This is a genomic window from Amycolatopsis sp. NPDC114478, from assembly GCF_055633805.1.
Window position 1 is genome coordinate 458,442 of sequence record NZ_JBVKDO010000007.1, and the last position, 23,532, is coordinate 481,973.

At 68.3% G+C, this 23,532-nt stretch carries 18 protein-coding genes; 7 read left to right on the plus strand and 11 right to left on the minus strand.

Features of this window, described 5'->3' with window-relative positions; genetic code table 11:
• Nucleotides 1–73: 73 nt before the first annotated feature.
• From ACZ7OH_RS22725 to ACZ7OH_RS22740, 4 genes are all read right to left on the minus strand, one after another.
• On the minus strand, nucleotides 74–1,504 hold the full coding sequence (locus ACZ7OH_RS22725; RefSeq protein WP_400905527.1) for a carboxylesterase/lipase family protein: 1,431 nt from the start codon (nucleotides 1,502–1,504) through the stop codon (nucleotides 74–76).
• A 68-nt stretch (nucleotides 1,505–1,572) separates the two neighbouring features.
• Nucleotides 1,573–3,858, minus strand: a complete 2,286-nt coding sequence (locus ACZ7OH_RS22730; RefSeq protein ID WP_470282578.1) for a xanthine dehydrogenase family protein molybdopterin-binding subunit — start codon at nucleotides 3,856–3,858, stop codon at nucleotides 1,573–1,575.
• Nucleotides 3,855–4,817: an FAD binding domain-containing protein gene (locus ACZ7OH_RS22735; RefSeq protein WP_470282579.1), complete on the minus strand. Its 963-nt coding sequence runs from the start codon at nucleotides 4,815–4,817 to the stop codon at nucleotides 3,855–3,857. Before ACZ7OH_RS22735 ends, ACZ7OH_RS22730 begins: the two co-directional genes overlap by 4 nt.
• Entirely contained in the window at nucleotides 4,804–5,256 is a 453-nt protein-coding gene (locus tag ACZ7OH_RS22740) for a (2Fe-2S)-binding protein (protein ID WP_470282580.1), read from the minus strand. Before ACZ7OH_RS22740 ends, ACZ7OH_RS22735 begins: the two co-directional genes overlap by 14 nt.
• A gap of 199 nt (nucleotides 5,257–5,455) precedes the next feature.
• Here ACZ7OH_RS22740 and ACZ7OH_RS22745 point away from each other — a divergent pair, with 199 nt between their 5' ends.
• Nucleotides 5,456–6,022, plus strand: coding sequence for a TetR/AcrR family transcriptional regulator (locus ACZ7OH_RS22745; RefSeq protein ID WP_470282581.1), 567 nt, complete (start codon nucleotides 5,456–5,458; stop codon nucleotides 6,020–6,022).
• Here ACZ7OH_RS22745 and ACZ7OH_RS22750 read toward each other — a convergent pair.
• The 3 genes from ACZ7OH_RS22750 to ACZ7OH_RS22760 form a co-directional block, all read right to left on the minus strand.
• Complete coding sequence (locus ACZ7OH_RS22750; protein ID WP_470282582.1) at nucleotides 6,019–6,378, minus strand: hypothetical protein; 360 nt, start codon at nucleotides 6,376–6,378, stop codon at nucleotides 6,019–6,021. The genes ACZ7OH_RS22745 and ACZ7OH_RS22750 overlap by 4 nt on opposite strands.
• 73 nt (nucleotides 6,379–6,451) lie before the next feature.
• Nucleotides 6,452–7,939 carry a CoA-acylating methylmalonate-semialdehyde dehydrogenase gene (locus ACZ7OH_RS22755; RefSeq protein ID WP_470282583.1) on the minus strand — a complete coding sequence of 496 codons (1,488 nt, stop codon included), beginning with the start codon at nucleotides 7,937–7,939 and terminating at the stop codon, nucleotides 6,452–6,454.
• A 42-nt stretch (nucleotides 7,940–7,981) separates the two neighbouring features.
• Complete coding sequence (locus tag ACZ7OH_RS22760; RefSeq protein ID WP_470282584.1) at nucleotides 7,982–8,866, minus strand: Cgl0159 family (beta/alpha)8-fold protein; 885 nt, start codon at nucleotides 8,864–8,866, stop codon at nucleotides 7,982–7,984.
• A 125-nt stretch (nucleotides 8,867–8,991) separates the two neighbouring features.
• Between ACZ7OH_RS22760 and ACZ7OH_RS22765 the strand changes: the two genes are divergently transcribed.
• The 4 genes from ACZ7OH_RS22765 (at nucleotide 8,992) to ACZ7OH_RS22780 (ending at nucleotide 13,962) form a co-directional block, all read left to right on the plus strand.
• Complete coding sequence (locus tag ACZ7OH_RS22765; RefSeq protein WP_470282585.1) at nucleotides 8,992–9,795, plus strand: GntR family transcriptional regulator; 804 nt, start codon at nucleotides 8,992–8,994, stop codon at nucleotides 9,793–9,795.
• Between the two features lie 106 nt (nucleotides 9,796–9,901).
• A complete protein-coding gene (locus ACZ7OH_RS22770) occupies nucleotides 9,902–12,262 on the plus strand; it encodes a penicillin acylase family protein (protein WP_470282586.1) in 2,361 nt (786 codons plus the stop codon).
• Between the two features lie 168 nt (nucleotides 12,263–12,430).
• Nucleotides 12,431–13,183, plus strand: coding sequence for a DUF2637 domain-containing protein (locus tag ACZ7OH_RS22775; RefSeq protein ID WP_470282587.1), 753 nt, complete (start codon nucleotides 12,431–12,433; stop codon nucleotides 13,181–13,183).
• 314 nt (nucleotides 13,184–13,497) lie between these two features.
• The gene (locus ACZ7OH_RS22780; RefSeq protein ID WP_470282609.1) at nucleotides 13,498–13,962 is read left to right on the plus strand and encodes a DUF2637 domain-containing protein; all 465 of its coding nucleotides are present in this window, start codon (nucleotides 13,498–13,500) and stop codon (nucleotides 13,960–13,962) included.
• A 216-nt stretch (nucleotides 13,963–14,178) separates the two neighbouring features.
• On the opposite strand, the gene ACZ7OH_RS22785 is transcribed toward ACZ7OH_RS22780, so the two are convergent.
• The 3 genes from ACZ7OH_RS22785 to ACZ7OH_RS22795 are packed head-to-tail and all read right to left on the minus strand — an operon-like array spanning nucleotide 14,179 to nucleotide 18,085.
• On the minus strand, nucleotides 14,179–16,233 hold the full coding sequence (locus ACZ7OH_RS22785) for a hypothetical protein (RefSeq protein WP_470282588.1): 2,055 nt from the start codon (nucleotides 16,231–16,233) through the stop codon (nucleotides 14,179–14,181).
• Nucleotides 16,230–17,357 carry a 5'-methylthioadenosine/S-adenosylhomocysteine nucleosidase family protein gene (locus tag ACZ7OH_RS22790; protein WP_470282589.1) on the minus strand — a complete coding sequence of 376 codons (1,128 nt, stop codon included), beginning with the start codon at nucleotides 17,355–17,357 and terminating at the stop codon, nucleotides 16,230–16,232. The genes ACZ7OH_RS22785 and ACZ7OH_RS22790 overlap by 4 nt, the downstream gene beginning before the upstream one ends.
• Nucleotides 17,354–18,085 carry an NUDIX hydrolase gene (locus ACZ7OH_RS22795; RefSeq protein WP_470282590.1) on the minus strand — a complete coding sequence of 244 codons (732 nt, stop codon included), beginning with the start codon at nucleotides 18,083–18,085 and terminating at the stop codon, nucleotides 17,354–17,356. The genes ACZ7OH_RS22790 and ACZ7OH_RS22795 overlap by 4 nt, the downstream gene beginning before the upstream one ends.
• 368 nt (nucleotides 18,086–18,453) lie before the next feature.
• Between ACZ7OH_RS22795 and ACZ7OH_RS22800 the strand changes: the two genes are divergently transcribed.
• Nucleotides 18,454–20,322: a hypothetical protein gene (locus ACZ7OH_RS22800; RefSeq protein ID WP_470282591.1), complete on the plus strand. Its 1,869-nt coding sequence runs from the start codon at nucleotides 18,454–18,456 to the stop codon at nucleotides 20,320–20,322.
• Nucleotides 20,323–20,326: 4 nt separating this feature from the next.
• Complete coding sequence (locus ACZ7OH_RS22805) at nucleotides 20,327–21,223, plus strand: hypothetical protein (protein ID WP_470282592.1); 897 nt, start codon at nucleotides 20,327–20,329, stop codon at nucleotides 21,221–21,223.
• Between the two features lie 27 nt (nucleotides 21,224–21,250).
• Here ACZ7OH_RS22805 and ACZ7OH_RS22810 read toward each other — a convergent pair whose 3' ends face one another.
• Nucleotides 21,251–23,335, minus strand: a complete 2,085-nt coding sequence (locus tag ACZ7OH_RS22810) for a hypothetical protein (protein WP_470282593.1) — start codon at nucleotides 23,333–23,335, stop codon at nucleotides 21,251–21,253.
• Nucleotides 23,336–23,532 lie beyond the last annotated feature (197 nt).

Genomic DNA, 23,532 nt, shown 5'->3' on the forward strand with positions numbered 1-23,532 from the left:
TTCGTCCGGCCGTCCGGGCGGTCTGAGCCTGGCAGCGCGGCGGGGGCGTCGTCAACCGCTTGCGGGGTAGGGGTCAGTAGGTGTGGAACAGCGTGTCTTCGCCCGTGTACTCCGGCCAGCCGGGCGAACCGGTGGCGGCGAAGCGGTACCACGCGCCGTTGAGGTCGTGGGCCAGTTCCCGCGGCGCGTGCTCGCCGAGCAGACCGCGCGGCCCGGACAGCGGCCCGAGCGCGTCGAACACGAAGGGCAGTTCGAGCCCGTGGCACGCGCCCAGCGCGCCGTCGTGCAGCGGCGAGCCCCATTCGAACTCGTACCGGAAGGTCCGGCCGGCGTGGTTCTCCGCGAGGTCGCGCACGCCGTCGCGGAAGACCAGGTCGGTCAAGGCCGCCACGAGGACCTCACCCGCGGGGCTGTCCGAGCCGAGGCCGTACCGCTCGAGCACGCCGGCCGGGTCGGGGTGCGACACCGCCAGCGACGCGACGGCCTGGTCGTCGGTGACCGCGTCGAGCGCGCCGGTCGGCACCAGGTAGAGCCGCATTTCTTCGCTGCAGCTGCCGACGACCAGGTCGACGTCGCGGCCCGCGCCCGCCTTGATCGCCTTGGCCGGGTGCTGCGGCAGGACGTCGTCGCCGATCACCGGCAGGAACGGGCTGAGCCCGTACCCGCGGTCGTAGCCGAGCGCGTCGCGCAGGTCGGGCGCGCCACCCGGGCGCAGCACGGCGTCCTGGGCGTCGAGCAGCTGCTCGGTCGACACCTTCCGGAACGCCTCGGCCGTCGGTTCGACCTTCAGCTCGTCGGCGATCACCCGGGCCAGCCGGCGCGCCTGGACGCCGTCGCGCACCATGTCCGGGTGTCCACTCTGGACGATGGCGCGGCGGAAGAGTCCTTGCGAGAGCGGGGAAGCGAGCAGGCAGGCGACGCTCACCGCGCCGGAGGCCGCGCCGAAGAAGGTGACGTTCCCGGGGTCGCCGCCGAACCCGGTGATGTTCTCCCGGACCCACCGCAGGGCCGCGAGCTGGTCGCGCAGCCCGAGGTTCGTCGTGCCGCCCTCCAGCGGCAGGAAGCCGTCGACGCCGAGCCGGTACTGGACGGTCACGAGCACCGCGCCGGCGTGGTTGAACGACGTGCCGTCGTAGACCGGCGCCGACCCGGTGCCGCCGAGGAACGCGCCGCCGTGCACGAACACCAGCACGGGCAGGCCGGCCGCGCCGAGCCGCGGCGTCCAGACGTCGACCGTCAGGTATTCGGGGCCCGGCCGCCAGCCGGCGCCGGTGAGGGGCGTCAGGTCGAGCCCGGGGACGTCGTGCCGGCGCTGCGGCGCGGTCGGCCCCGGTCTCAGCGCGTCGCGCACGTCCTCCCACGGCGGGGCCGGGACGGGTTCGGCGAAGCGCAGGTCGCCCTCGGGCGCGGCGGCGTAGGGGATGCCGCGGAACAGCGCGAAGCCGGCGGCGGTGACCTGACCGCGGACCGCGCCGGACGTGGTGGGGACGACGGGGTCGGTCATGCCGGGTGGTCCCTTCGAGGAAGATCGGGGAGAGTGCCCGACAGCCTAGGACCGGGGACGGGCCGCCGTCATGGGCGACCGTCGCGGGAGTTGTCGCGGATGGGTAACGGCGCCGGGTCCGTTGCGCCAGGTGGCCGAACGCCGGGGGCGGGGTAGATGGGTGTGTCCCGCCCCCCGCCTCCCCCCTCCCGCCGATCTTTGATTGTGGCCGGGATGTGGTGGACCCAGACTTCGGTCGCGTTGTGCACGGCGTTGGCGACCGCCGCGGCCATGCCGACCGTGCCGATCTCGCCGAGCCCGCGCGCGCCGACCGCGTTGTGCAGCGTGTCCGGGTACTCGACGAAGTGGACACCGACCTCCGGGATGTCGGCGTTGACCGGGAGCAGGTAGCTCGCGAAGTCGCCGTTGGCGAGCCGGCCGTTCGCCTCGATCTCCAGGCCCTCGTGCAGCGCGGCCGAGACACCCCAGATCATGCCGCCCATGATCTGGCTGCGGGCCGCCTTGTCGTTGATGATCCGGCCCGCGTCGAAGACGCCGAGCATCCGCGACACGCGGGCCTCGCGCGTCCACTTGTGCACCCGGACCTCGACGAACTGGGCGCCCCACGACGCGAAGGAGTGCTTGGTCAGCTCCTCTCCGGGCGCCGACGTGCCGGTCACCTCGAGCGATTCGCGCCCCACGGTCCGCAGCAGCTCGCCGAAGGTCATCGACTCGCCGTCGGCGAAGACGCGGCCGTCGGCGTAGGTGACCTCCCGCCCGGCGAACGGCGCGCCGGGGTCGGAGGCGAGCGCGGTCAGCTCGTCGATCGCCTTGGTGGCGGCGAGCATGATCGCCGTGCCGGCGCTCGCCGTCGCCGTCGAGCCGCCGGACATGCCGCCCGGCGGGAGGGCCGAGTCGCCGAGGCGCGGGGTGATCCGGTCCGCGGAGATGTCCAGCGATTCGGCGCCCACCAGGGAAAGCACGGTCAGCAGGCCGGTGCCGGGGTCCGCGCCGCTCGTCGCGACGACGGCGGTGTCGTCCGCCCGCAGCGTGATGCCGACGGTGGCCGGGAACCGCAGGGCGGGGAACACCGCGGTGGCCACGCCCATGCCGACGAGCCAGTCGCCGTCGGTGCGCGAGCCCGCCGGGCGGTGCGCCCAGCCGAAACGGTCCGCGCCGACGCGGAAGCACTCGTCGAGGTGCTTGCTCGACCACTGCAGGTCGTGGCCGGGCGGGGCGGTCGAGTTGTTGCGGACGCGCAGCTCGATCGGGTCCATGCCCAGCTTCTCGGCGAGCTCGTCGATCGCGCTCTCCAGCGCGAACGACCCGGGTGCCTCGCCGGGAGCCCGCATGAACGTCGTCGGCGGGACGTTCAGCGGCACGATCTTCTGGCTGATCGAGAGGTTCTTCGTGGCGTACCACTCGCGCGAGGTGCCGTGCGACGTCGGTTCGACGAACGACCGGGCGGTGTCGGTGTGGCACCATGAGTCGTGGCGCAGGGCCACCAGGGTGCCGTCCGGCTCGGCGCCGAGCGTGAGCTTCTGCACCGTCGCGGCCCGGCCGGCGGTGGCGGTGAAGACCTGTTCGCGGGTGAGCGCGGCCTTCACCGGCCGGCCGAGGGCCCGGGCCGCCGCAGCGGCCAGGAACGCCGGCGTGGACGTCCGCCCCTTGCCGCCGAAGGCGCCGCCGACGAACGGGTTGATCGCGTGGACGGCCTCCGGCGCCAGCTCGAGGGCCATGGAGACTTCCGCCGCCTGCATGTTCGACGCCTGGTTCCCGCTGTAGACGGTCAGCTCGCCGTCGTCCCACACCGCGACCGCGGAGTGCGGCTCCATCGCGGCGTGGTTCTGCGTCGCGGTCGTGTAGGTCGCCTCGACGACCACCGGGCTCGCGGCCAGGGCGGCATCGAAGGATTCGACGCCGTCTTCGAGCACCTCGATTTCCGGCGGTGCGCCGTCCATGGCCGGGGGCGCGGGTTCGGCCGAGTCGAGGTGTTCGGCGAGCGAGGTCCGGGCGGGCCGCTCGCGGTAGGTGACCGCGACGAGGCTCGCGGCGTCGCGGGCCTGCTCGAACGTCTCCGCGACGACGAAGCCGATCGGCTGGCCGTAGTAGGTGACTTCCTTGTCCTGCAACGGAACCCACGTCTCGCCGAACGGCGGCATGCTCGGGGTCCGCAGCGTCAGCGGGTCGAACGGCGTGTAGACCTCGAGCACGCCGGGTGCGCTCTTCGCCGCGGTGGTGTCCACGGCCTCGATCTCGCCGTGGGCGATCGTGCTGAGCACGACGTAGCCGTAGACCAGGCCGGGGAAGGTGTGGTCGGCGCCGTACTTGGCCTCGCCGGTGACCTTCAGCGGCGCGTCCAGCCGGGTGATCATCGGGAGCTCCCCTCGGTCAGTTCGAGCAGCGCGCGGACGATCGTCCGCTTGAGCAGCGACACCTTGAAACCGTTGTCCCGCAACGGCCGGGCCCCGTCGGCGGCGACGGCCGCGGCGGCTTCGAACGACGCCTGCGTCGCCGGCGCGCCGCGCAGGGCGTCCTCGACGGCGGGCAGGTGCCACGGCACGGTGCCGACGCCGCCGGCCGCGACCCGCGCGTCGGCGATGACGCCGTCGTGGACATCCAGCGCGACGGCCGCGGAGCACAGCGCGAACTCGTACGACTGCCGGTCGCGCACCTTGACGTAGGTCGAGTTCGTCGCCCAGTCCAGCCGCGGGACGACCACCTCGGTGATCAGCTCGCCGGGGCGCAGGTCGTTCTCCAGCGCGGGGGTTTCGCCGGGCAGCTGGTAGAAGTCGCGCAGGGCGATTTCGCGGGTGCCTTCGGCGTCGGCCAGCTTCAGGCGGGCGTCGAGCGCGACCAGGGCGACGGCGACGTCACTGGCGTGCGTCGCCACGCAGGAGTCGCTGGTGCCGAGGATGGCGTGCATCCGGTTGGCGCCCTCGATCGCGGAGCAGCCGCTGCCGGGCTCGCGTTTGTTGCACGGCGTCGCGACGTCGCGGAAGTACGAGCAGCGGGTGCGCTGCAGCAGGTTCCCGCCGATGCTGGCCATGTTCCGGATCTGCTGGGACGCGCTCAGCAGCAGTGCGCGCGAGATCGCCGGGTACACCTGCGGGTGCGCGGCGATGGCGCTCATCCGCTCCAGCGCGCCGAAGCGCAGGCCGTCGCTCGTGTCGATGCCGCGCAGCGGGACCTGGTTGATGTCCAGGACGTGCCGCGGCGTGAGGACGTCGAGCTTCATCAGGTCGACGAGGGTCGTGCCGCCGGCCAGGAAGGTGCCGGGCGTCGCGAGGGCGGCTTCGACGGTGGTGGGGGCGGTCAGCTCAAACGGACGCATCGGCCCGCCTCGCCTGGTCGACGGCCTTGACGATGTTCGGGTAGGCCGCGCACCGGCAGAGGTTGCCGGACATGAACTCCCGCACGTCCTCGACGTCCTGCTCGACGGCGGCGACCGCCGACATGATCTGCCCGGCGGTGCAGAACCCGCACTGCAGGGCGTCCTGGTCCACGAAAGCCTGCTGCACCGGGTGCAGCTTGTCCTCTGTGGACAGTCCTTCGACGGTGGTCACCGGCTGCCGCACGGTGGCGGCGAGCGTGAGGCACGAGAGCACGGGCCGGCCGCCGACGTGCACGGTGCAGGCGCCGCACTGGCCGCGGTCGCAGCCCTTCTTCGGGCCGGTGACGTTCAGGCGTTCGCGCAGCGCGTCGAGGAGCGTGACGCCGGGATCGACGTCCAGGTGCTCGGTACTGCCGTTCACTTCGAGTGAGATTTCCACTGGTCTCTTTCCGCAGCTCGTCCGGTTCGGTGCCTGACGGTGGTGGTGGCGGCGAACAAGGGGAGCGGATAGTCATCCGCTTCACCCGTTCGCGAGGCTAGCGGATTACAATCCGCTTCGCAACGAAGCGGTCACGCTGGAGTTGCTCCAGGTCTGGGTTAGATTCGGCGGACGACAACTTCGGTGGACGGGAGGGACGATGACGACGGGTTCGGTCAGCCCCCGGCGCGCGGACACCCGGCGCAACCACGAGCGCATCCTCGTCGCGGCCGGGGAGTCGCTGACCCGGACGGGCGAGGTCTCGTTCAACGCGATCGCGAAGCAGGCCGAAGTCGGTGTCGGCACGGTGTACCGGCACTTCCCGACGCCCGAGGCGCTGATCCTGGCGGTCTACCAGCGCGAGGTGCGGCAGATCGTCGACATCGTGCCGGTGCTGCTGGAGAAGCACGGGCCGGACGAGGCGTTCCGGGTGTGGGTGACCGACCACCTGGCGCACTACATGATGACGAAGAAGGGGCTGGCCGACGCCCTGCGCCGCGCGACGGCGTCCCGCGGCGAGCTGCCGGCGAGCGCGTACGAGGCCATGATCGGCGCAATGGCGGCGCTGCTGAAGGCGAACGCGGCGGCCGGCACGGTGCGCCCGGACCTCGACCCGGTGGTGGTGCTGCGCGGCCTGGCGGGCCTGCTGCTGCTCGACCCGGGCGGCGACTGGCGCGGCGAAGCGGCCAGCCTGGCCGATCTGCTCTGGCACGGGATGGCCCGCTAGGCGGTTTCGTCCAGCCGGACGGTCACCCTGACGCGGCCCTTTTCGTCGCGCCGGGCGACGGCGTGGCCGGTGCGTGCGGCGTCGTCGAGTTCGAGGGTGAGCGGGCCGCCGTCGCCGGTGAAGTTGCGCCACCACGACTTGGCGTCGGGCAGCCGCACGCCGATGGTGACGACGTTCCCGGCCCGCCGGTAGCCGACGGGGGTGCTGAAGGTGCGACCTGACCGCCGGCCGGTGTAGGTGACCTGGGTGAGGTGCCGGCGGACCAGGCGTCCCCACCGCGGCGACGTCCGGAGCGAGCCGACGCAGCCGTTGACGCGGTCGACGGTGTTCTTCGGGAGCGGGCCTCGATACCCCATGGCGGTCTCCTTCGCCGGTGCTGCCGCCACCGTACCGGAAAACGGAGAGAGGTGTTCCGGTTCCGGGCGGGGGTCAGTTCGACGTGGGGAAAGTGAACGCCGAGGTGCTCGTGTGCGGCCAGCGCGTCGTGACCACCTTCGCGCGGGTGTAGAACCGCACCCCGTCCGGACCGTGGATCGGGCTGTCGCCGATGAGGGAGTCCTTCCAGCCGCCGAAGGAGTAGTACGACATCGGGACCGGGATCGGCACGTTGACGCCGATCATGCCGACCTTGACCTCGCGCTGGAACTTGCGCGCCGCCTCGCCGCAGCCGGTGAAGATCGCCGTTCCGTTGCCGTACGGGTTGGCGTTGATGATCGCGATCGCCTCGTCCACCGTCTGCGCGCGGACGACCGCCAGCACCGGGCCGAAGATCTCCTCCCGGTACGCGGCCATCTCGGTCGTCACGTTGTCCAGCAGGGACGGCCCGACGAAGAAGCCCTCCTCGTGCCCGTCGACCTTCAGATCGCGGCCGTCGACCACCACCGAAGCGCCCTGTTCGGCACCGTCGGCGACGGCGTTCACCACGCGCTCGCGGGCGGCCTCGGTGACGACCGGGCCCATGTCGCTGGCCGGGTCCGAGCCGGGGCCGACCTTCACCTCGCGGGCCTTGCGCTCGAGGATCTCGACGAGCCGGTCGCCCGCCGCGCCGACGGCCACGCCGACCGAGATCGCCATGCACCGCTGGCCGGCCGAGCCGAACGCGGCCGCCGTGAGGTGGTTCGCCGCGTACTCCAGGTCGGCGTCGGGCAGGACCACCGCGTGGTTCTTCGCCCCGCCGAGGGCCTGGACGCGCTTGCCGGCCGCCGTCCCGCGTTCGTGCACGTACCGGGCGATCGGGGTCGAGCCCACGAACGACACCGCCGCGATGTCCGGGTGGTCCAGGAGGGCGTCGACCGCGGTCTTGTCGCCGTGCACGACGTTGAACACACCCTCCGGTAGGCCGGCCTCGGCGTAGAGCCGCGCGACGAAGTTCGACGCGGACGGGTCGCGCTCGCTCGGCTTGAGGACGAACGTGTTGCCGGTCGCGATGGCGATCGGGTGCATCCACAACGGCACCATGATCGGGAAGTTGAACGGCGTGATCCCGGCGACCACGCCGAGGGGCTGCCGGAAGTTGTGCACGTCCACGTCACGCGAGACCTGGTCGGAGAAGCTGCCCTTGAGCGCGTCGGCGATACCGCAGGCGTACTCGACGACCTCGCGGCCGCGCACGATCTCGCCCCGGGCGTCGTCGACGACCTTGCCGTGCTCGCTCGAGATGATCCGCGCGAGCTCGTCCTCGTGTCGCACCAGCAGCTCGCGGAAGGCGAACATCACCTTGGTGCGCTGGGACAGCGAGGAGTCGCCCCACGACTCGAAAGCCTTGCTCGCGGCCGCGACCGCGGTGTCCACATCGGACGTCTCCGCCAGCAGGACTTCCGCCTGCTGCTTCCCGGTGGCCGGGTCGAAGACCGGCGCCGTGCGGGTGGAGCCCGCGGCCGTGGCGGTGCCGTTGATCCAGTGTTCGATGGTGTTCACGATGCTCCTACAGGTAGTGGCGCTGAGCCTGCTCGGCCGATTTCACAGCAGCCCCACCGCGGTGTCGACGGCCTTGGCGACGTCCCCGTCGTGCGGGTAGAGCAGCGACCGCCCGACGACCAGGCCCTGCACGGTCGGCTGGGTCAGGGTGCGCTGCCAGGCGGCGAACGCCGCGTCCGGGTCCGTGACCTCGCCGCCGAGCAGTACCGCCGGCAGCGTCGAGGACGCGAGCACGCGCTCCATGTCGTCCACCACGGGCAGCTTGAGCCAGGTGTAGGCCGACGACCGGCCGAGCCCGGCGGCGATCGTGATCGACTTGATGACGGCGTCGGGGGAGAGGTCGTTCTTGATCCGCCCGTCGGTCCGGACCGACAGGAACGGCTCGACCAGCGCGATCAGCTTGCGGTCGGCGAGGTCGTTGATCGCCTTGGCGGTGTTCTCCAGGACGCTCGGCGTCGCCGGGTCGTCGAGGCAGATCCGGGTGAGGGTCTTGCCGCCGTCGAACCGCATCCGCTCGATCGCCTCGGCGTCGTAGCAGGCGAACCGGTCGTCGATCTCGAAGCTCGACCCGGCCAGGCCGGTCCGGTTCATCGACCCGATCACGGTCTTGCCGTCGAGCACGCCGAGCAGCAGCAGGTCGTCGATGATGTCCGCGGTCGCCAGCACGCCGGTGACACCCGGGCGGTCCAGCGCGAGGCACAGCCGCTCCAGCAGCTCACCCCGGTCGGCCATCGCCGAGGGGTTGCCGCCTACCGCGTTGGCGCCGCGGGCAGGGTGGTCCGCGGCGATGATCATCGTCCGGCCCTTGTCGTTGAAGGGCGACTTGGCCCGGGGCCGGTTCGCGGCCGCCTCGGCGATCGCTTCCGGGTCGTGCACCCGTTTGGCGACGAGGCGCCGCAGCACGTCGGTCGCGAACCGCGTGGTCATCGGTGTCCTCCCGGGAGAGCGTCGGCTGGTCCGAGATCAACAGTGCCAGCGGCCGGAGACTTTGTCAAGACATATGGACATCAGGTCATCCCTACCGCGGCTCGTTTGGCGCTAGGATTCCGGCGATGAGCACTCCGCCGCCCTCGGAGCCCCGCATCGACGCGAGGTACTTCCCGGCCGCCTGGGACCCCGGCCGGGAGATCGTGGTGGACCCGAGCAGCCCCGAGCCGCTGTACCACCAGGTCTCCCAGCAGCTGCAGCGCGCGATCGAGGACGGCAGGCTCCCGGCGGGCGCCCGGCTGGGCAACGAGGTCGACCTGGCGGCGAACCTGCGGCTGTCGCGGCCGACCCTCCGGCAGGCGATCCAGACGCTGGTCAACCAGGGCCTGCTCGTGCGCCGCCGCGGCGTCGGCACCCAGGTCGTCCGGACCAAGGTGGCGCGGCCGCTGCGGCTGAGCAGCCTGTTCGACGACCTCGCCGGGCTCGGCGGCAAGCCGGAGTCGGTGGTGCTGGCCAACAGCGTGGAGGAGGCCGGCCCCGACGTGGCCGAGCTGCTGGAGGCCCCGGGCCTGACCCACGTGCGGCGGCTGACCCGCATCCGCTCCTCGGACGGCGAGCCGCTGGCGCTGATGAACAACTACCTGCCCGACGGCGTCATCGACCTGACCGATGCCGAGCTGCGCGAAAAAGGCCTGTACCAGCTACTGCGTTCGGCGGGGGTCCGCCTGCACGCGGCGGAGCAGAACATCGGCGCCCGGCTGGCGACCGAGGAGGACGCGGAGCTGCTGGGCGAGGAGCCGGGAGCGGCGCTGCTGACGATGCAGCGCACGACGTACGACGATTCGGGCCGCGTGGTCGAGTACGGCTGGCACGTCTACCGCGCGTCGCGGTACTCGTTCAACTTGGCCCTGACAAACGGCCCTCAGTAGCGCTCGCGATCAGGGCGCAGACCCTTAAGGGGCTCGTGGCACGGCGCCGGCGGCCGGTAGACATACCGGACCGATCCGGTCCCGACTCCCGAACGAGGAGACCACGATGGCCCCACGCCGGCCGGTTGTCCGCGGCCTGATCCTCGCGTTGGTCGTGCTCTGCCTGGCACCGGTCCCGGTTGCGGTGGCGGTGACCGGCCCGAAGTACGCGGCCGCCGGCCTGCACCGGCCGGTCGACCTGCTTGTCGACAAGTGGGGCGTACCGCACATCTATGCGGCCGACACCAGTGACCTCTTCTTCGCCCAGGGCTTCAACATCGCCAAGGACCGGCTGTTCCAGATCGACACCTGGCGCCGCCGCGGGCTCGGCACGCTCAGCGAGGTGCTCGGTCCGTCCTATGTGGAGCAGGACCGGGCCGCCCGGCTGTTCCTCTACCGCGGCGACATGGACGCCGAGTGGGCGTCCTACGGTCCGGAAGGCCGGCTGGCCGCCACGCGGTTCGCCGAAGGCATCAACTCCTACCTCGATTGGCTGGGACGCAACCCTTCCGCAGTCCCGCCGGAGTTCGGCAAGCTCGGCTATCAGCCCGCCCGCTGGCGCCCGCAGGACGTCGTGCGGATCCGCACGCACGCCATCGGTGAGAACCTGATGTGGGAGGTCGCCCGCGCGAAGCTGGTCTGCCTGGCCGGCCCCGGCGCGAGCCGCTACTTCCGTGCTCTTTACCCGGCGCACGAGGCGGCGGTGCCCGCCGGGCTCGACCCGTGTTCGGTGCCGGACGACGTGCTCAAGGTGTACAACCTCGCGACCGCCGCGGTGAACTTCACCGGCAGCGGTTTCCAGACCAAGGACATCGCCGACGCGACGTCCGGCAGCAACGCCTGGACCATCGGGCCGGGCCGGACGGCGTCGGGTCGGCCGATCCTGGCCAACGACCCGCACCGCGGCGCGGACGCCCTGCCCTCGGGGCGGTACGTCGCGCAGCTGTCGGCGCCGGGGCTGAACCTGGCCGGCGCGGGCGAGCCGTGGAACCCGGGGATCGCCATCGGGCACAACGAGAACATCGCGTTCGGCCTGACCAACCTGCCGATCGACCAGACCGACCTCTACGTCTACGAGCTCGACCCGAACGACCCCACTCGTTACCGCTACGGCAACGGCTGGGAAAAGATGACCACGGTGACCGAGCCCATCCCGGTGCGCGGCGGCGCGCCGGTCACGGGGGAGCTGTCCTTCACCCGGCACGGACCGGTCGTCAAGGTCGACGCGGCGGCGCACCGGGCGTTCGCGGTCCGCACGGCGTGGACGCAGCCGGGCAGCTCGGCCTACCTGGGCAGCCTGAACTACCAGCGCGCGACGAACTTCGGCGAGTTCACCGCGGGCATGCGGAACTGGGGCACGCCGGGCTCGAACCTGGCTTACGCCGACGTGCGCGGCAACATCGGTTACGTCCCGGCGGGCCTGACGCCCCGCCGCACCGGCGCCGGCTACGACGGCCTGCTGCCCGTCCCCGGCGACGGCCGCTACGACTGGAACGGCTTCTACGCCAACAGCGAGCTGCCGGGGCAGTACAACCCGCCGTCCGGCTTCTTCGCCTCGGCCAACGACTACAACATCCCACCGGGCTGGCCGGTGGTGTCCAACTACGAGTGGCAGCTGCCGTACCGCAAGCAACGCATCGACGAGCTGATCCAGACCCGCCCGGGCGCGACGGTCGCCGATTCGCTCGCGCTGCAGAAGGACGAGAAGTCGCTGGTGGCCACGCAGATCCTCGACTTCGTACGGGGTCTGTCCTCATCGGACCCGGACACCGCGCAGGCGCTCGCGCTGCTCCGGGGCTACGACGGCGTGGCATCGGTGGATTCCCCGGGAGCGGCGCTGTTCGAGACGTGGATCATGAAGTACCTGCACTGGGCATGGGCGCACGCGGTGCTCCCGAAGGCCGCGGCGGACGCGCTGGTGCAGACCATCAACCCCGACTTCAGCCTGGTCATCGCCTCGTTCAAGGACCCGGCAGCCTGGCTGGGCCCGGACGGCGCAACGGTGCGCGACAAGCTGATCCTGGACACGCTGCCCCTGGCGTTCCGCGACGTGGCGGCCAAGCTGGGAACGGACACCTCGACGTGGCACTGGGGTTCGCTGCACTACCAGGAGTTCGTCCACCCCCTGGGCGGCCCGGACGTAGGCCCCACCCCGGTCGGCGGCTCGTACCACACGATCCACCCGTCGTTCTTCCACCCGCTGACGTACCAGCAGATCATCGGGGCAACGTTCAAGATGGCGTTGGACGTGGGCAACTGGAACGGCTCGGCGGCGATCAACGCGCCTGGGCAGTCGGGTGATCCGCGTAGTCCGCACTACAGCGATTTGAACGCGCTTTGGGCTTCGGGTGGGTCGTTCCCGTTGCTTTACAGCCGTAGCGAGGTCGAACGTAACCTCGACGTCCGGATCCGCTTGGAACCGGCCTAGCCGACAGTGGCCCCGGTCCAGGTAATGCCTGGTCAGGGGCCGTTTTCTGCGGGTGATCGCCAGTGTCCCCGGCGCGGTTCCGTCCAGAACCCAACGGCTCGAAAAGGTCTGTGAGCTGCAGTTTTCCGGTGTAGTCGATGTTGAGCGGCGTCGGCGAGGTGGTTCCTCGTGACGTGGCTGAAGGCAGAGAGTGAGAGGCTGTCACTCTGGGTTCAGTGCGCGTGTACGACCCTGGTGGCGGTGGGCGCGGCGTACGCGTCGTATCGGCACGGTCGCGACTTCGCTCTGCGCTTCGGTGCTGATGCGGTGACAGCGGCGATTTGGCCGTTGATCGTGGACGGTTTGCTGACGACGGCGACGGTGGAGCTGTGGAAGTCGAGTGATGGGCGGCGGTGGGCTGCGTGGACGGCGTTCGCCTTCGGCATTTCACTCTCGTTGTGCGCGAACATCGGTTCTGCTCCGCGGCTAACGGTGTTCTCGATTGTGGTGGCGGCGTGTCCGCCGCTTGCTCTGCTGTTGGCGGTGGAGTTGCTGAAGCGGCAGCGCGGTAGCAGCCAGCATCCAGGTGAAGGCCTGCAGGAGCGTGGCGAGCGTGAGCTCGCCGACCGCCCACGGCTGGCAGTTTGCTCCGTCGACCCGCGTCCGGAGCTGACCGGGCCGTGCGAGAAGTCTGCTGAGGAGCTGATGTGGGCGTACTACGTCGAGGAGCAAGCGGCGGGTCGAACCCCGATCGGCGCGGATCTTGATCGAGTCGCCGGCACGAACAACTACGGGTGGCGGGTCCTGCGGCGGTGGCGTGCCAGTGGCCACGGGCCCGACGGACACGCAGTCTCGTGGCCCACGGCTGGACAGCGCCGATCTGTTCTGACAGAGGAGACCGTGGAGAAGGAACGAGCAGAGGTGCTACGACCCGCTGGTTAGGAGTGGTGATCTTGAGGTTTCGGATGGTGTCGAGTGATGCTGCGCAAGGTCGTTTTCCTCGGTCGCCGGGTGGTGGAGGTGTCGGCCTGCGTCGCGGTTTGTCGTCGCGTGCGTGCGCTTTCTGGCTCCTTTCGGGCTCGCGACTGCCGGGTCGTGTCGCCTGGTCCGAACCTCTCATCAACGCCACGTGATCAGTCGACCGGACGCGTAGCGAAGGCCGCTGAGCCCGCTGGAAGGGCGGTGCGATCGTGACGCGGCCCAAGGTGTAGCTTGCTCAAAACCTCGCTCTGTCTATCCAGTGTGCTTGTACCGGTCTGGTCGCACTCGGCGCGGCGTACGCCTCGTACCGGCACGGGCGTGAGTTCGCCCTTCGCCTCGGCGCGGGCACAGTGACGGCATCGATCTGGCCGCTGCTGGTCGACGGGTTGCTGACGATCGCAACGGCCGAGCTGTGGAAGACCCACGGCAACGGTCGCCGCTCGGATCGATGGGTAGCGGGGCTGGCGTTCGTGTTCGGCATCTGCCTGTCGCTGGTGGCGAACATCGGTTCGGCGCCGGCCTTGAGCGTGTTGCAGGTGACGGTGGCGGCGTGTCCGCCGCTGGTGTTGCTACTGGCGGTCGAGCTGTTGAACGGCGCGTTGAAGCAGCGGTCTCGCGAGACTTGCTCCGAGACCACCGCCCCCGGTAGCGAGACGTCCGGTCAGGCTCTCGAGACAGGGACGGACAACGAGACCTTGACGCCGGTTCAGCCGGTCATGGGCCCGCCGTCGAGCCTGTAGGACTCTGAGCGGACAGCCGAGCAGCGGATGTGGGAGCACTACGTCGGCGAGCGGGCGCGCGGCCGCACGCCGACGGGTGCCGTGTTGGATCGCGTGGCTGGCACGCACAACTACAGTCGGCGGATTCTCCGAGAGTGGAGGACCGAGCAAGATCGGCAGGTCGATGGTCCCGGACGTTCTGCGGCGATTGTGCAGCAACGACGTCCGCGAGGGCGGTCATACACTCGGGTCCGTCGTCGTGATGTTGATGTTCTCCTGGGCAGCGTCCGGTGGCGACGGGGGTTTGGCGAAGATCTCTCCGGAGAGACTGCCGACAGCGGTGGCGTTGATGTAGGGGTCCCGTCTGATCCAGTTCTTTCCCTCGGCGGCGATGCCTTCGAGGATGTGCAGTGTGTTGGTGAATCCGGCGGCTTCCAGCGACATCTTCGCCAGCGCGAGCGGGCTTTCACCGGACGTGGCTTCGCTGGATTGGTGGTCGGTGATGTCGATATTCTGTGGTTCGCCGTTCATCAGCACGAGTTCCATGCTGTAGCTGAGCTCCGAGGTGGTGGCGACGTGGACCGACGAGACTGCGTCGAAGCGGAAGTTGTTGCGCGCTTCTCCGCGGAAGTGGGCGTTTTCGAAGTCGAGCTCGGTGCTGAGTTCGCGCACGCCATCACGTGTGATGAGGAAGAGCCGGACGTCGTACTTGGAGTAGCGCCACGGCGCACCGTTGACCCGTGCTCGCTTGCAGGACGTTGCGGGTGTCTGTAGGAATGCGTGGGTGAGGATGTCCCGCCACGCGATTCTGTAGTGCTTCAGGGCCTTGTCGAGGAACTTGACCTTGTCGGCGTTCAGCCATTCCTCCATTTCGGTCTCGGTGGGACGCGTCGAATCGAGCCGGTGCTTCCAGCGGGTGTAAGCGGCCTCTCGTGCAGCCAGCACGTCTTCGTAGTCCTCCCTGTCCTCGACGAGCCGGCGGCGTTCGCCGAGGATTTGCGACCACCCCGCGCCGGCGGCGAGGGCCCCTGCCGCCGCGACCACGGTCGCGGCCGAGCTGAGGATGGGGCTGATGGCGGTTGTGGTCGCGATGACGTAGCCGGTGGCTGTGAACAGGAGGATGGTTGCGATGACGAAGCGCAGCTTGGTCGTGGGCGCGACGCGGTATCGCGTCCGATACTGGAACAGTTCGCCTGCCTTCCAGCGGCGTAGCACACTGCTGGTTTCGTAGCGGATCAGCCACTTGATGCGTCCGACGGGGATGCGGCTCTCACGGTAGATCTCGGTGATTTCGTTGCGCAGGGCTGCCCGGAAGCCTGATGTCGCCCGCAGGCATTCGTGTCGGGTGTCGTCTCGTGGCGCGTACCGGTCGGCGTAGTGGGTGAACGCGTGATCCACACTGCGGGCGAATCCCTCGTCGAGGCGGGCGCCGCTGCCGGATCGGCGGCGGTAGAGGCGGTCTTTGGCGGCGAGTCGAGCGGCGCGGTAGCGCCATTCGTATCCGTCGCGGACGGCGAAGACGGCTGTGACTGTGGCGGCGAGGTAGGCGAGTATCGGTAGGACGTTCGCGTCCAGCACGACTATGCGTCCCAAGTAGATGGCCGCAATGAGAACGGCAAGCGTGCCGAGCGTGGCTTTGGCGCGGTCGCGTGGAGTCGTGGTGGACGGCTCGGGTAACCGGGCGCGGGGCCGGGCCGGGACAGGATGGAAGTAGGCCCAGACGCGTTCTGTGCGGTCGTTGCTCAGCTGGATGGCGTCCGCGTTCTTGCGGATGTCGGCCCAGTAGCTGTCGCGGAGCCCACCGATCAGGACGAGATCGAGGTGACGCAGGATCTGTTCACGTTGCGGTGGGTCCAGCTCGGCGAGGGCGTCAATCCCTGGTTGCGGGTTGCTGTCGTGTGTTGCGAGGCAGTCCAGCAGGGTGCACAGGGCGCGGAGGGCTTGGGTCCATGCGTCGTTCGGGAGTGTCTCGCAGATCGCGGGCAGGCCGGACAGCTGGTGGCGTTCGTCGGTGGAGAGGTCGCGGTAGGACCGTTTGGAGAGCATCGCGAGAGCCCAGTGGAAGTGGACTTCGCCGCTGGCGAAGCCTTCGCCGCGGGCTTCTTCGATGAGTTCGCGGGCGCGGTTGGGGATGCCGTCGTGCAGATACCGCAGGCCGACGCTGTATTTCTCGGCTGGTGAGGCTCCGGGGAGGACCTGGTAGACGGTCGAGTCGTGGACCTCCGTGGCGACGATGCCGACGTGCGAACCGGCGCCGACGGTGGCGTGGGTCGTCGGATGTGGGTTGCTCATGCGAGGCCCTTGGCCACGCTGACGAGTGCGGTGATCTTGGCGGCCAGTCCGGCGAGGTCGGCGATGAGGCCGCCGAGGCGCTTGAGTGCGAGGACGAAGGTCTTCCGGCCTTCTGGGTTCGGTGACTCGAGGGCGCCGCCGGCGATGTCGAGCTCGGCCCGCGCGGCGTCGTAGGTCTCGCCGTCGAGCCGGCCTCGAGCGTGTTCGTGTGAGAGCTGTTCCCGGATCGAGGCGAGCTCGGCGGCGAGGTCGGCTGTGCTCGGCGAGGGAGGTGTGCTGTTCTGGTAGACCGCGCTGCCGGTGACGTTGACGGCCTGGATGCCGACTTGCCCGTGGGAGGTGGAGTAGACGGTGCCGGGGGTGGCGTTGTCCTTCATGGTGGCCTGCTTTCGGTCGCGGACGAGTTCGGTGGCGAGGCGGATCGCGAAGGCTGCGGCGTTGGCGGCGGCCTGTGGTTGCCAGTTGCGGTCCGCTGCGGTCGTTTTGGTGCCGTCCGCCTTATCGCTGATGCCGCGGACGACGGCGACAGGAGAACCGTTGAGGTGTCCGGCCTGGGCGACGCCGGCGGCTTCCATCTCGATCGCCATGGCGTCGTTGTAGTGCTGACGGATCCAGCGCGCTTCTGCTGACAAGCGGGAGTTGTGGACGACTTCGCCGGCCGCGATGGCGCCGAAGTGCACCGCGGTCCCCGGCGCGACGTCGGACTCCCACATTCCGGTTCGGGCGATGTGCTGGGCGATCTGGCTGACCCCGTGGTCGGTTTCCCAGACCCGCGGGCGGGCTTTGAGACCGTCGTCCTCGCTGGTGCCGCCGTGGTAGGCGTATACGTGGGTGGCGACCACGACGTCGCCGAGCGGGGTGTCCCACAGAGCGCCGGCAACGCCGACGAACACGAGTGCGGCGGGGGAAAACTCTTGGATGGCGCGCTCGGCGAGCACTGCGGCGGATTGGGGACCTTTACCGGTGAGGCTGAGTGCAACGCGGCATGAGGTGCCGCGGATGGTGCCGATCTCGAAGCGGGTGCCACGGTCGTGCCGGTGCAGGGTGACGTCGATCAGCCGCTCGTGCACGGCTTTGTACTCGGTGTTGAACGCCGTGAGCATTACTACCAGGTCGTCGGTCATCGTCTCGCCTCGGTGGTCGTGGTCGGAGTGGGACGTACCAGGGGTGGGAAGAGTGCGGACCGGGTGCCGGGGGCGAACAGGCGGGCTGGACGGCCGCGGCCGACGCGGCGTTCGGTGCCGAGCGGGACGATGAAGTCCTCGACTGCTTGGACTTTGCGGTAGAAGTTCCGCGGGTCGAGTTCGACACCCCAGACCGCTTCATAGACCTGCTGCAGCTCGGTGATCGTGAAGGGCGGGGTGCAGAAGGCGGTGGCGAGCGCGGTGTGTTCGAGCTTCGCCCGGGCTCTCTCCAAGCCGTCCTGGAGGATCCGTTCGTGGTCGAAGGCCAGGCGCACGCGGTGGCTCAGCACATCGGGAACGGGGGTCCACGTGGCGTCGGCCGCGTCGGTGCCGGCGCGGGGCTGGGGGAGTTCCGGCGCGATGGCGAGGTAGGCGACCGAAACGACTCGGCCCCTCGGGTCGCGATCGGGAGTGCCGTAAGCGCCGAGCTGCTCGAGGTGCAGCCGATCGGCGCCGAGGCCGGCTTCCTCGAGCAGCTCCCGGTGGGCGGCCGCGAGGATGTCCTCGGTGCTGGTGGCAAGGAACCCGCCAGGTAGCGCCGACGTGCCTTCGAAAGGGGCGACGCCGCGTTCTACGAGAAGAACGTGCAAGACCGACTCGCGCAGGGTGAAGATCACCAGGTCAACGGCGAGCAGCACGGGCGGGGGTGTCCAGTGATCCGCGGGCATGGACCCAGACTAATTACTGTCAGGTAGACAGTAAAGGTGAAGCTTCCGCGATCGGATGTCACGGTGGGTGTGCAGGGTTGCTGCATCCGAGTGGCCGGATGACTCTTCATTGAATAGGCGCGGTAACGACACGTCAGTCACGGAAAGTAGTAGCCACGGCTGAGGTGCACCTTCGAACGATGTGGCAGTTGATTGTTCACTTGACAAAAGATGGTCAATTCTTGGACGTATTTTCGCAGCTCTGAGGCCTGTATGCCGCTCGGCGCGTGATCGGGACCGCTCAGCGTGACGGGATTAAGTTGATCTATCTGTCATGTCACGCTTGTTGCAGTGAGTAGCTGATCTTCGTGCTGTGGTGGTGACTGAACATGACGAGCCAATCTGACGTCGCGCTCGAGGAGGTGCCTTGGGGCGACCTCAAGCCGTTCATGTCGGTGATCGTGCTGCGGTGCGTCGGCCGCCCGGAGCTTGCGTTCGGTGCCCTGGTGCGATTGCTCAAGAAGCCGGGACGGGCCCGTCAGGGGACGAGCGTGCGCACCATTGCCGAAACCGAACTGAGCGCCGAGGTGGGGGCAGTCGTCCCCGGTGTGGGTTCGCTGGAGTCGCTGCAGGTCGATCAACTGTTTGGCTGCGTCCGGCGGCAGCAGAGCCGGCCGGGGTGGGTGCTAGCGTCCTCCGACTACATGAATGTGTCCCACGAGCTGATCGTCGTGCTGCGCCGGGGACAGCTGATCGCGGTGCGCGCCGAGCGCAATGTGCTGGATCGGCTGCAGAAGCAACTGAACACCGCGCCGCTCCCCCCGCTCCGGCGGCTCGGGTCGGGTGTCCTCGAGGAAGCCTTCATGCAGGGTGCGGCGAAGAACATCTGGATGAGGTCGATCCAGCGGCGAAGCGTCCTCAGGCCGACCAGCAAGGCGATCGGTGGCGACGACCTGGGTGTTGCGCTCGATCCGGTGGAGGACGGCTTCTTCGCCTGGGATGCGGCGCGGTGTGAGATGCCGGACAATCCGGAGGTTGTCTTCCTCAAGGGCAAGGTCGGTGTCACGGTCAGCAACTCGCAGATCTGGTTCAAGGACTCGCCCGATTTCCACACGTACGTGCTCACGATGGGCGAGATCCTCGGCATCACCGCCGAAGTGATTGAGACACCGACGGGTTTCTCGGCTTTTCCAGTCACCGCACGAGAGGTGTTCGACCTCGCCGAGGTGTCAGAGGCCTACGAGGTGCTTCCGGTCGACGTGGACTCGTTGCCGGAGTCGTTGCGTGGCGGCGAGGATGTGGAAGAGGCTGCGTTGGTGCTCCAGGACGCTGTCCTCAATGTCCAAGAAGGTGCGAGAGGGACCAAGTTCAAGCTCGATGTCGGAACCGGCGGCGCGATCGGTGGTCAGCTGGCCGCGAACCTCAAGAAGCTCGATGATCGATTCGAACTCGACGTCGGGTTCGATCGAAGTGCTCGCGAGCCGCTGCCGTCGGCTCGTGAAGTCTTCCGGGCTGTGAACGCGGGGCAGTTGCTCGAGGTCTACTTCGCATCCGGCCACAAGTACTCGGCGGGGCGACTCTGGAAGCAGGACTTCACGCCGACGCCGTTCACCGGCTGGGCGTGGGAGGACTTCACCGGGTTCGATATCACGAAGGAGAAACCGGGAAAGCTGCCGTCGCCGCCGCTGATCCACGCGGCGATCGGCGAGACGGGCGACGACTCGCTGTTCGCGTGGATGGTCGATTACTGCAGCGAAGGCTGGCTGATCTGCGACGACAGTTCGGGCGAGGCGGCCGACTTCTTCCACATTGACGACGAAAACCTGTTGCGCGTGTTCCACGTGAAGGCGTCGAGCAACAAGTCGGACAACCGCGGCGTGAAGGTCGGCGACTACGACGTCGTCCTCGCCCAGGCCCAAAAGAACATGTTGTACCTGGACAAAGACCTGCTAGCCGACCGGCTCGCGAGCACCACCCTCGAGGAGCCCGCCTGCTGGTTCGACGGAGAGCGCGTCACGGACCATCGAGAAGGCTTCCTGGCGAAGCTGAAGGCGAGCCGTTCCAAAGGCACGACCGAGGTCGTGGTCGTGCAGCCTAATCTCAGCCGCAAGCTCTACGAGAAGGTGTCGGAGGACATCGCAAACGGCGTCGTCAACCAGAACACGCTCCGCCTCCAGTTGCTGGAGATGCAATTGAAGATGGCGCGCATCGGGGCGGTCAAGTACGTGACCGACCTGACGGTCATCGGCAGCGGTTAGGGGCGTGCTGGATCGACTCGCGCTGAAGATGGATGGCACGGCCGCCGCGGCGAAGACCGTCTACAGCAAGCGTGCGGTCGTGTTCAACGCGCTCGAACACGCGGTGGAGGACAAGCTCGTGCTGAAGAACCGGCTGCCCGAGGTGAAGTGGATGGCGCCCAAGAGGGTTCGGGAGATCGACACGCGGGTGGTCGTCAACACGAAGCAGGGGCCGCAGCTGCTCGCGGGGGTGGCGGCCCACAAGGTCATGCGGCTACCGCCTGGCTGCGCCGAGCCAGTGATCGTGGAGCGCCGCTCGTCCGGCCCGCGGCTGGTTGCGTGCTTCGGCACGATGTACTACTCGGCTCTCCGGCCGGAGGAGGCGGCGATGCTCCGCGACATCGACCTCAAGCTGCCGCGGAAAGGCTGGGGCGAGTTACTGGTGTCGGAGACAGCTCCGATCGCCGGCGCGGCCTGGACCGACTCCGGTCAGCGTCGGGACCGTCGGCACCTCAAGCAGCGCGCCAAGGGCGAGATACGGCCGGTGCCGTGCCCGCCGCCATTGACGACGATGCTGCGGCACCACATCGAGCAGTACGGCGTCGCCGATGATGGGCGGCTGTTTCGGAGCCTAGATGGAGGCGACGTCGCCGAATCGACGCTGGCGCGAGTGTGGGATAAAGCTCGGAGGGCGGCGTTCACCGCGGACGAGTACCGGTCGCCGCTCGGCCGCCGACCGTACGACCTCCGGCACGCCTGTGTCTCGACCTGGCTCGCGGCTGGCGTGCAGTCACCCCAGGTCGCGGCTTGGGCTGGTCACTTGGTGGCGGTGCTGCACGAGGTGTACGGCAAGGTGCTTGCAGGGCTGGAAGACGTCGCGCTGGAGAGAGATCGCCTGGTTTCTCGGCCTGCCAGAGAGTGAGGAATGGCCGTATGACGTAAAGGACGCTCATGTCTTCCGGACGGCACCAGTGAAGCCCGCGATGAAAAGGGTCGCGAAGGCCCACGTCAGCAATCGTAGTACCCAACCGCTGACTGTTAAGACGTCACCAACTGAAGTGCTTGTGTAGTCGCAACGGGCACGAGCTCCCGTTGAGATCAACGGAGCGCCGAGATCGAGGCCAACGCCTAGTTGTTCAATGAACGTGCAGCTGGCCGGTATCGGATCACGTGGCGTATGGATTTGGGCTAGGCCGCCGCGTGCACCCAAAGCTACCGTGGTCACGGCAGCTACTACGAGAGTGGCGAGTAGGCCAAGTAATGCTCGCCATGGTTGGTGTCCGTAGCCGAGGATCCCGCCGGTAAAGCGGACCCATGTGCGTTCAGCTATTCCGGTTATAGCGCGGCGCTGCAGTTGGTCACGTCGTTGCTGGATTAGCACCTTTCGTGCCTCGCGGTCGTGCCCATTGGCCCGGTGTGATGCGGCAAGATGCTGGTATGGCTGCGCGGCATAGTCGGGTGTGGAATCGCGTAGGAGTCGGAGCCAGTACTCGGTTGACCAGGTTTCATTGGGTGCAGGCCGCGGAAGTCCGGAAAATAGCAAACCGTCAACGTCTAAGCGACATTTGGGGTCGTCGGCGTGTTCAAGGTTCAAGGGATCGTATATCAGTTCGCCTCCAGCTTGTGCATTGTTGAGCTTGAGTACGACACCCGTTCCGGCGCCGTTCGCCGAGAATCCCTTACTTAGGCGCATGTCTTGGCCAACCCGTAGGCGTTCGGCGTCGAGGGCGGGGCCGGAGTCGTTGACGAGGATCGCATCGTTCAAGTCCAACTCGCCGCCTATGTGACCATCCGACAGCATTACTGCTCCGTCGTCGCCAGCGCCTGTTGCGGAAAACCCCTCGCTTAGAAAGACATCTTGCTCAGTCTTCAGCAATACGGCGTTAAGAGCAGGACCTGAGGCATTGGTTAGCGTCGCTTTATCAAGGTTCAGTTGACCGCCGATGCGTGCGCTCATGAGACATACTGCCCCGTCGTCGCCGGCGCCCGTCGCGGAAAACCCGTCATTTAGGAGGGCGTCCTGGCCGATCGTGGCCATTGCGGCGTACATGGCGGGGCCGGAGTCGTTGATGAGGGTGGCTCCGTCGCAGGTCAACTGGCTACCAATCTGCGCGCCCACCAAGTTTATTGCTCCGTTTTCGCCGACGCCTGTTGCGGAGAACCCGTCGCTTAGAAAGACGTCTTGATTGATCGTGGCCTGCGACGCGTTGAGTGCTGGGCCGGAGTCGTTGATGAGAGTGGCTCCGTCGAAATTCAGTTGACCGTGGATGTGTGCACTCGCCAAGCGGATTGCCCCTAGACTGCCCGAGCCTGTTGCGGAGATCCCGCCGTTAAGAAGAACGTCGTGGACGACCTTCAGTCGTTCGGCATTGAGGGCGGGGCCGGAGTCGTTGAGCAGCGTGGCTTGCTCGCAGGTTAGCTGGCCGCCGATGTGGGCGCCCATAAGCTGGATTGCCCCAAGCTTGCCGGCGCCCGTTGCGGAGAATCCGAAGCTCAATAGAACGTCGCGGCCAGTGATCAACTGCAGGGCGTCGAGGGCGGGGCCGGCGTCGTTGAGCAGGGTAGCTCCGACGCAGTCCAACTGGCCTTCGATGTGCGAGTTTCGTAGCCTTACTGCTCCAAGTAGGCTCTCGCTGTGCACAATGGTTCCCCGGATCGTGAGGGATCTGGCGACAAGCTCATCGCCAGCGAGACCGACTTCTGTGGGATGCTCAAGTTGACATCCTATGAAGGCTACTGTTGAGAGATGGCTGCCATTCGCACTTAGGCCACGGTCTAGGGAGCACTTGGTCAAGCGAAGCGCGACGGTGCTGGTAATGCCGTCTAGATCCACGCGGCCAGCGATGTGAGCTCCTTGGAGGCGCAGCCCGCGCGGGTCCGGATCAGAGGCCAGACGGCCGCGCAGGATGTCACGTACTACCCACGCCCGGATCGTGCGGTCCTCTCTGCGCGCGGCGGCCGCGTCTGCCGACGCAACGTCGGCTAAATCAAGGACCTCACCACGCTCAACAAGCTCGACAAGTTTGCGTTCCAAGCCTGTCAGCGGACCGGGTGAGTCTGTAGCAGGTGCCATGACCATGCAGTCGAGCCAGGCATCCCAACGTTACGGTCCGGCTAGGTCAGCGTAGCCATCCTAAGGGATGTCTCGTAACCCGGTGTCGGAGCGGCCGGGCCGGTAGTTGATCATGTTGGTGTGGTGCAGGTGATCACAGCGTCGCGGCCGGAGTGGAT

Excerpts from the sequence above, each read along its gene's own strand:
- ACZ7OH_RS22790 (WP_470282589.1), bottom strand. The coding sequence starts at position 17,357 with ATGACCGACGACCTGGTAGTAATGCTCACGGCGTTCAACACCGAGTAC.
- ACZ7OH_RS22785 (WP_470282588.1), bottom strand. The coding sequence starts at position 16,233 with ATGAGCAACCCACATCCGACGACCCACGCCACCGTCGGCGCCGGTTCG.
- ACZ7OH_RS22745 (WP_470282581.1), top strand. The coding sequence starts at position 5,456 with ATGACGACGGGTTCGGTCAGCCCCCGGCGCGCGGACACCCGGCGCAAC.
- ACZ7OH_RS22725 (WP_400905527.1), bottom strand. The coding sequence starts at position 1,504 with ATGACCGACCCCGTCGTCCCCACCACGTCCGGCGCGGTCCGCGGTCAG.
- ACZ7OH_RS22765 (WP_470282585.1), top strand. The coding sequence starts at position 8,992 with ATGAGCACTCCGCCGCCCTCGGAGCCCCGCATCGACGCGAGGTACTTC.
- ACZ7OH_RS22800 (WP_470282591.1), top strand. The coding sequence starts at position 18,454 with ATGACGAGCCAATCTGACGTCGCGCTCGAGGAGGTGCCTTGGGGCGAC.
- ACZ7OH_RS22735 (WP_470282579.1), bottom strand. The coding sequence starts at position 4,817 with ATGCGTCCGTTTGAGCTGACCGCCCCCACCACCGTCGAAGCCGCCCTC.
- ACZ7OH_RS22760 (WP_470282584.1), bottom strand. The coding sequence starts at position 8,866 with ATGACCACGCGGTTCGCGACCGACGTGCTGCGGCGCCTCGTCGCCAAA.
- ACZ7OH_RS22795 (WP_470282590.1), bottom strand. The coding sequence starts at position 18,085 with ATGCCCGCGGATCACTGGACACCCCCGCCCGTGCTGCTCGCCGTTGAC.
- ACZ7OH_RS22730 (WP_470282578.1), bottom strand. The coding sequence starts at position 3,858 with ATGATCACCCGGCTGGACGCGCCGCTGAAGGTCACCGGCGAGGCCAAG.
- ACZ7OH_RS22770 (WP_470282586.1), top strand. The coding sequence starts at position 9,902 with ATGGCCCCACGCCGGCCGGTTGTCCGCGGCCTGATCCTCGCGTTGGTC.
- ACZ7OH_RS22750 (WP_470282582.1), bottom strand. The coding sequence starts at position 6,378 with ATGGGGTATCGAGGCCCGCTCCCGAAGAACACCGTCGACCGCGTCAAC.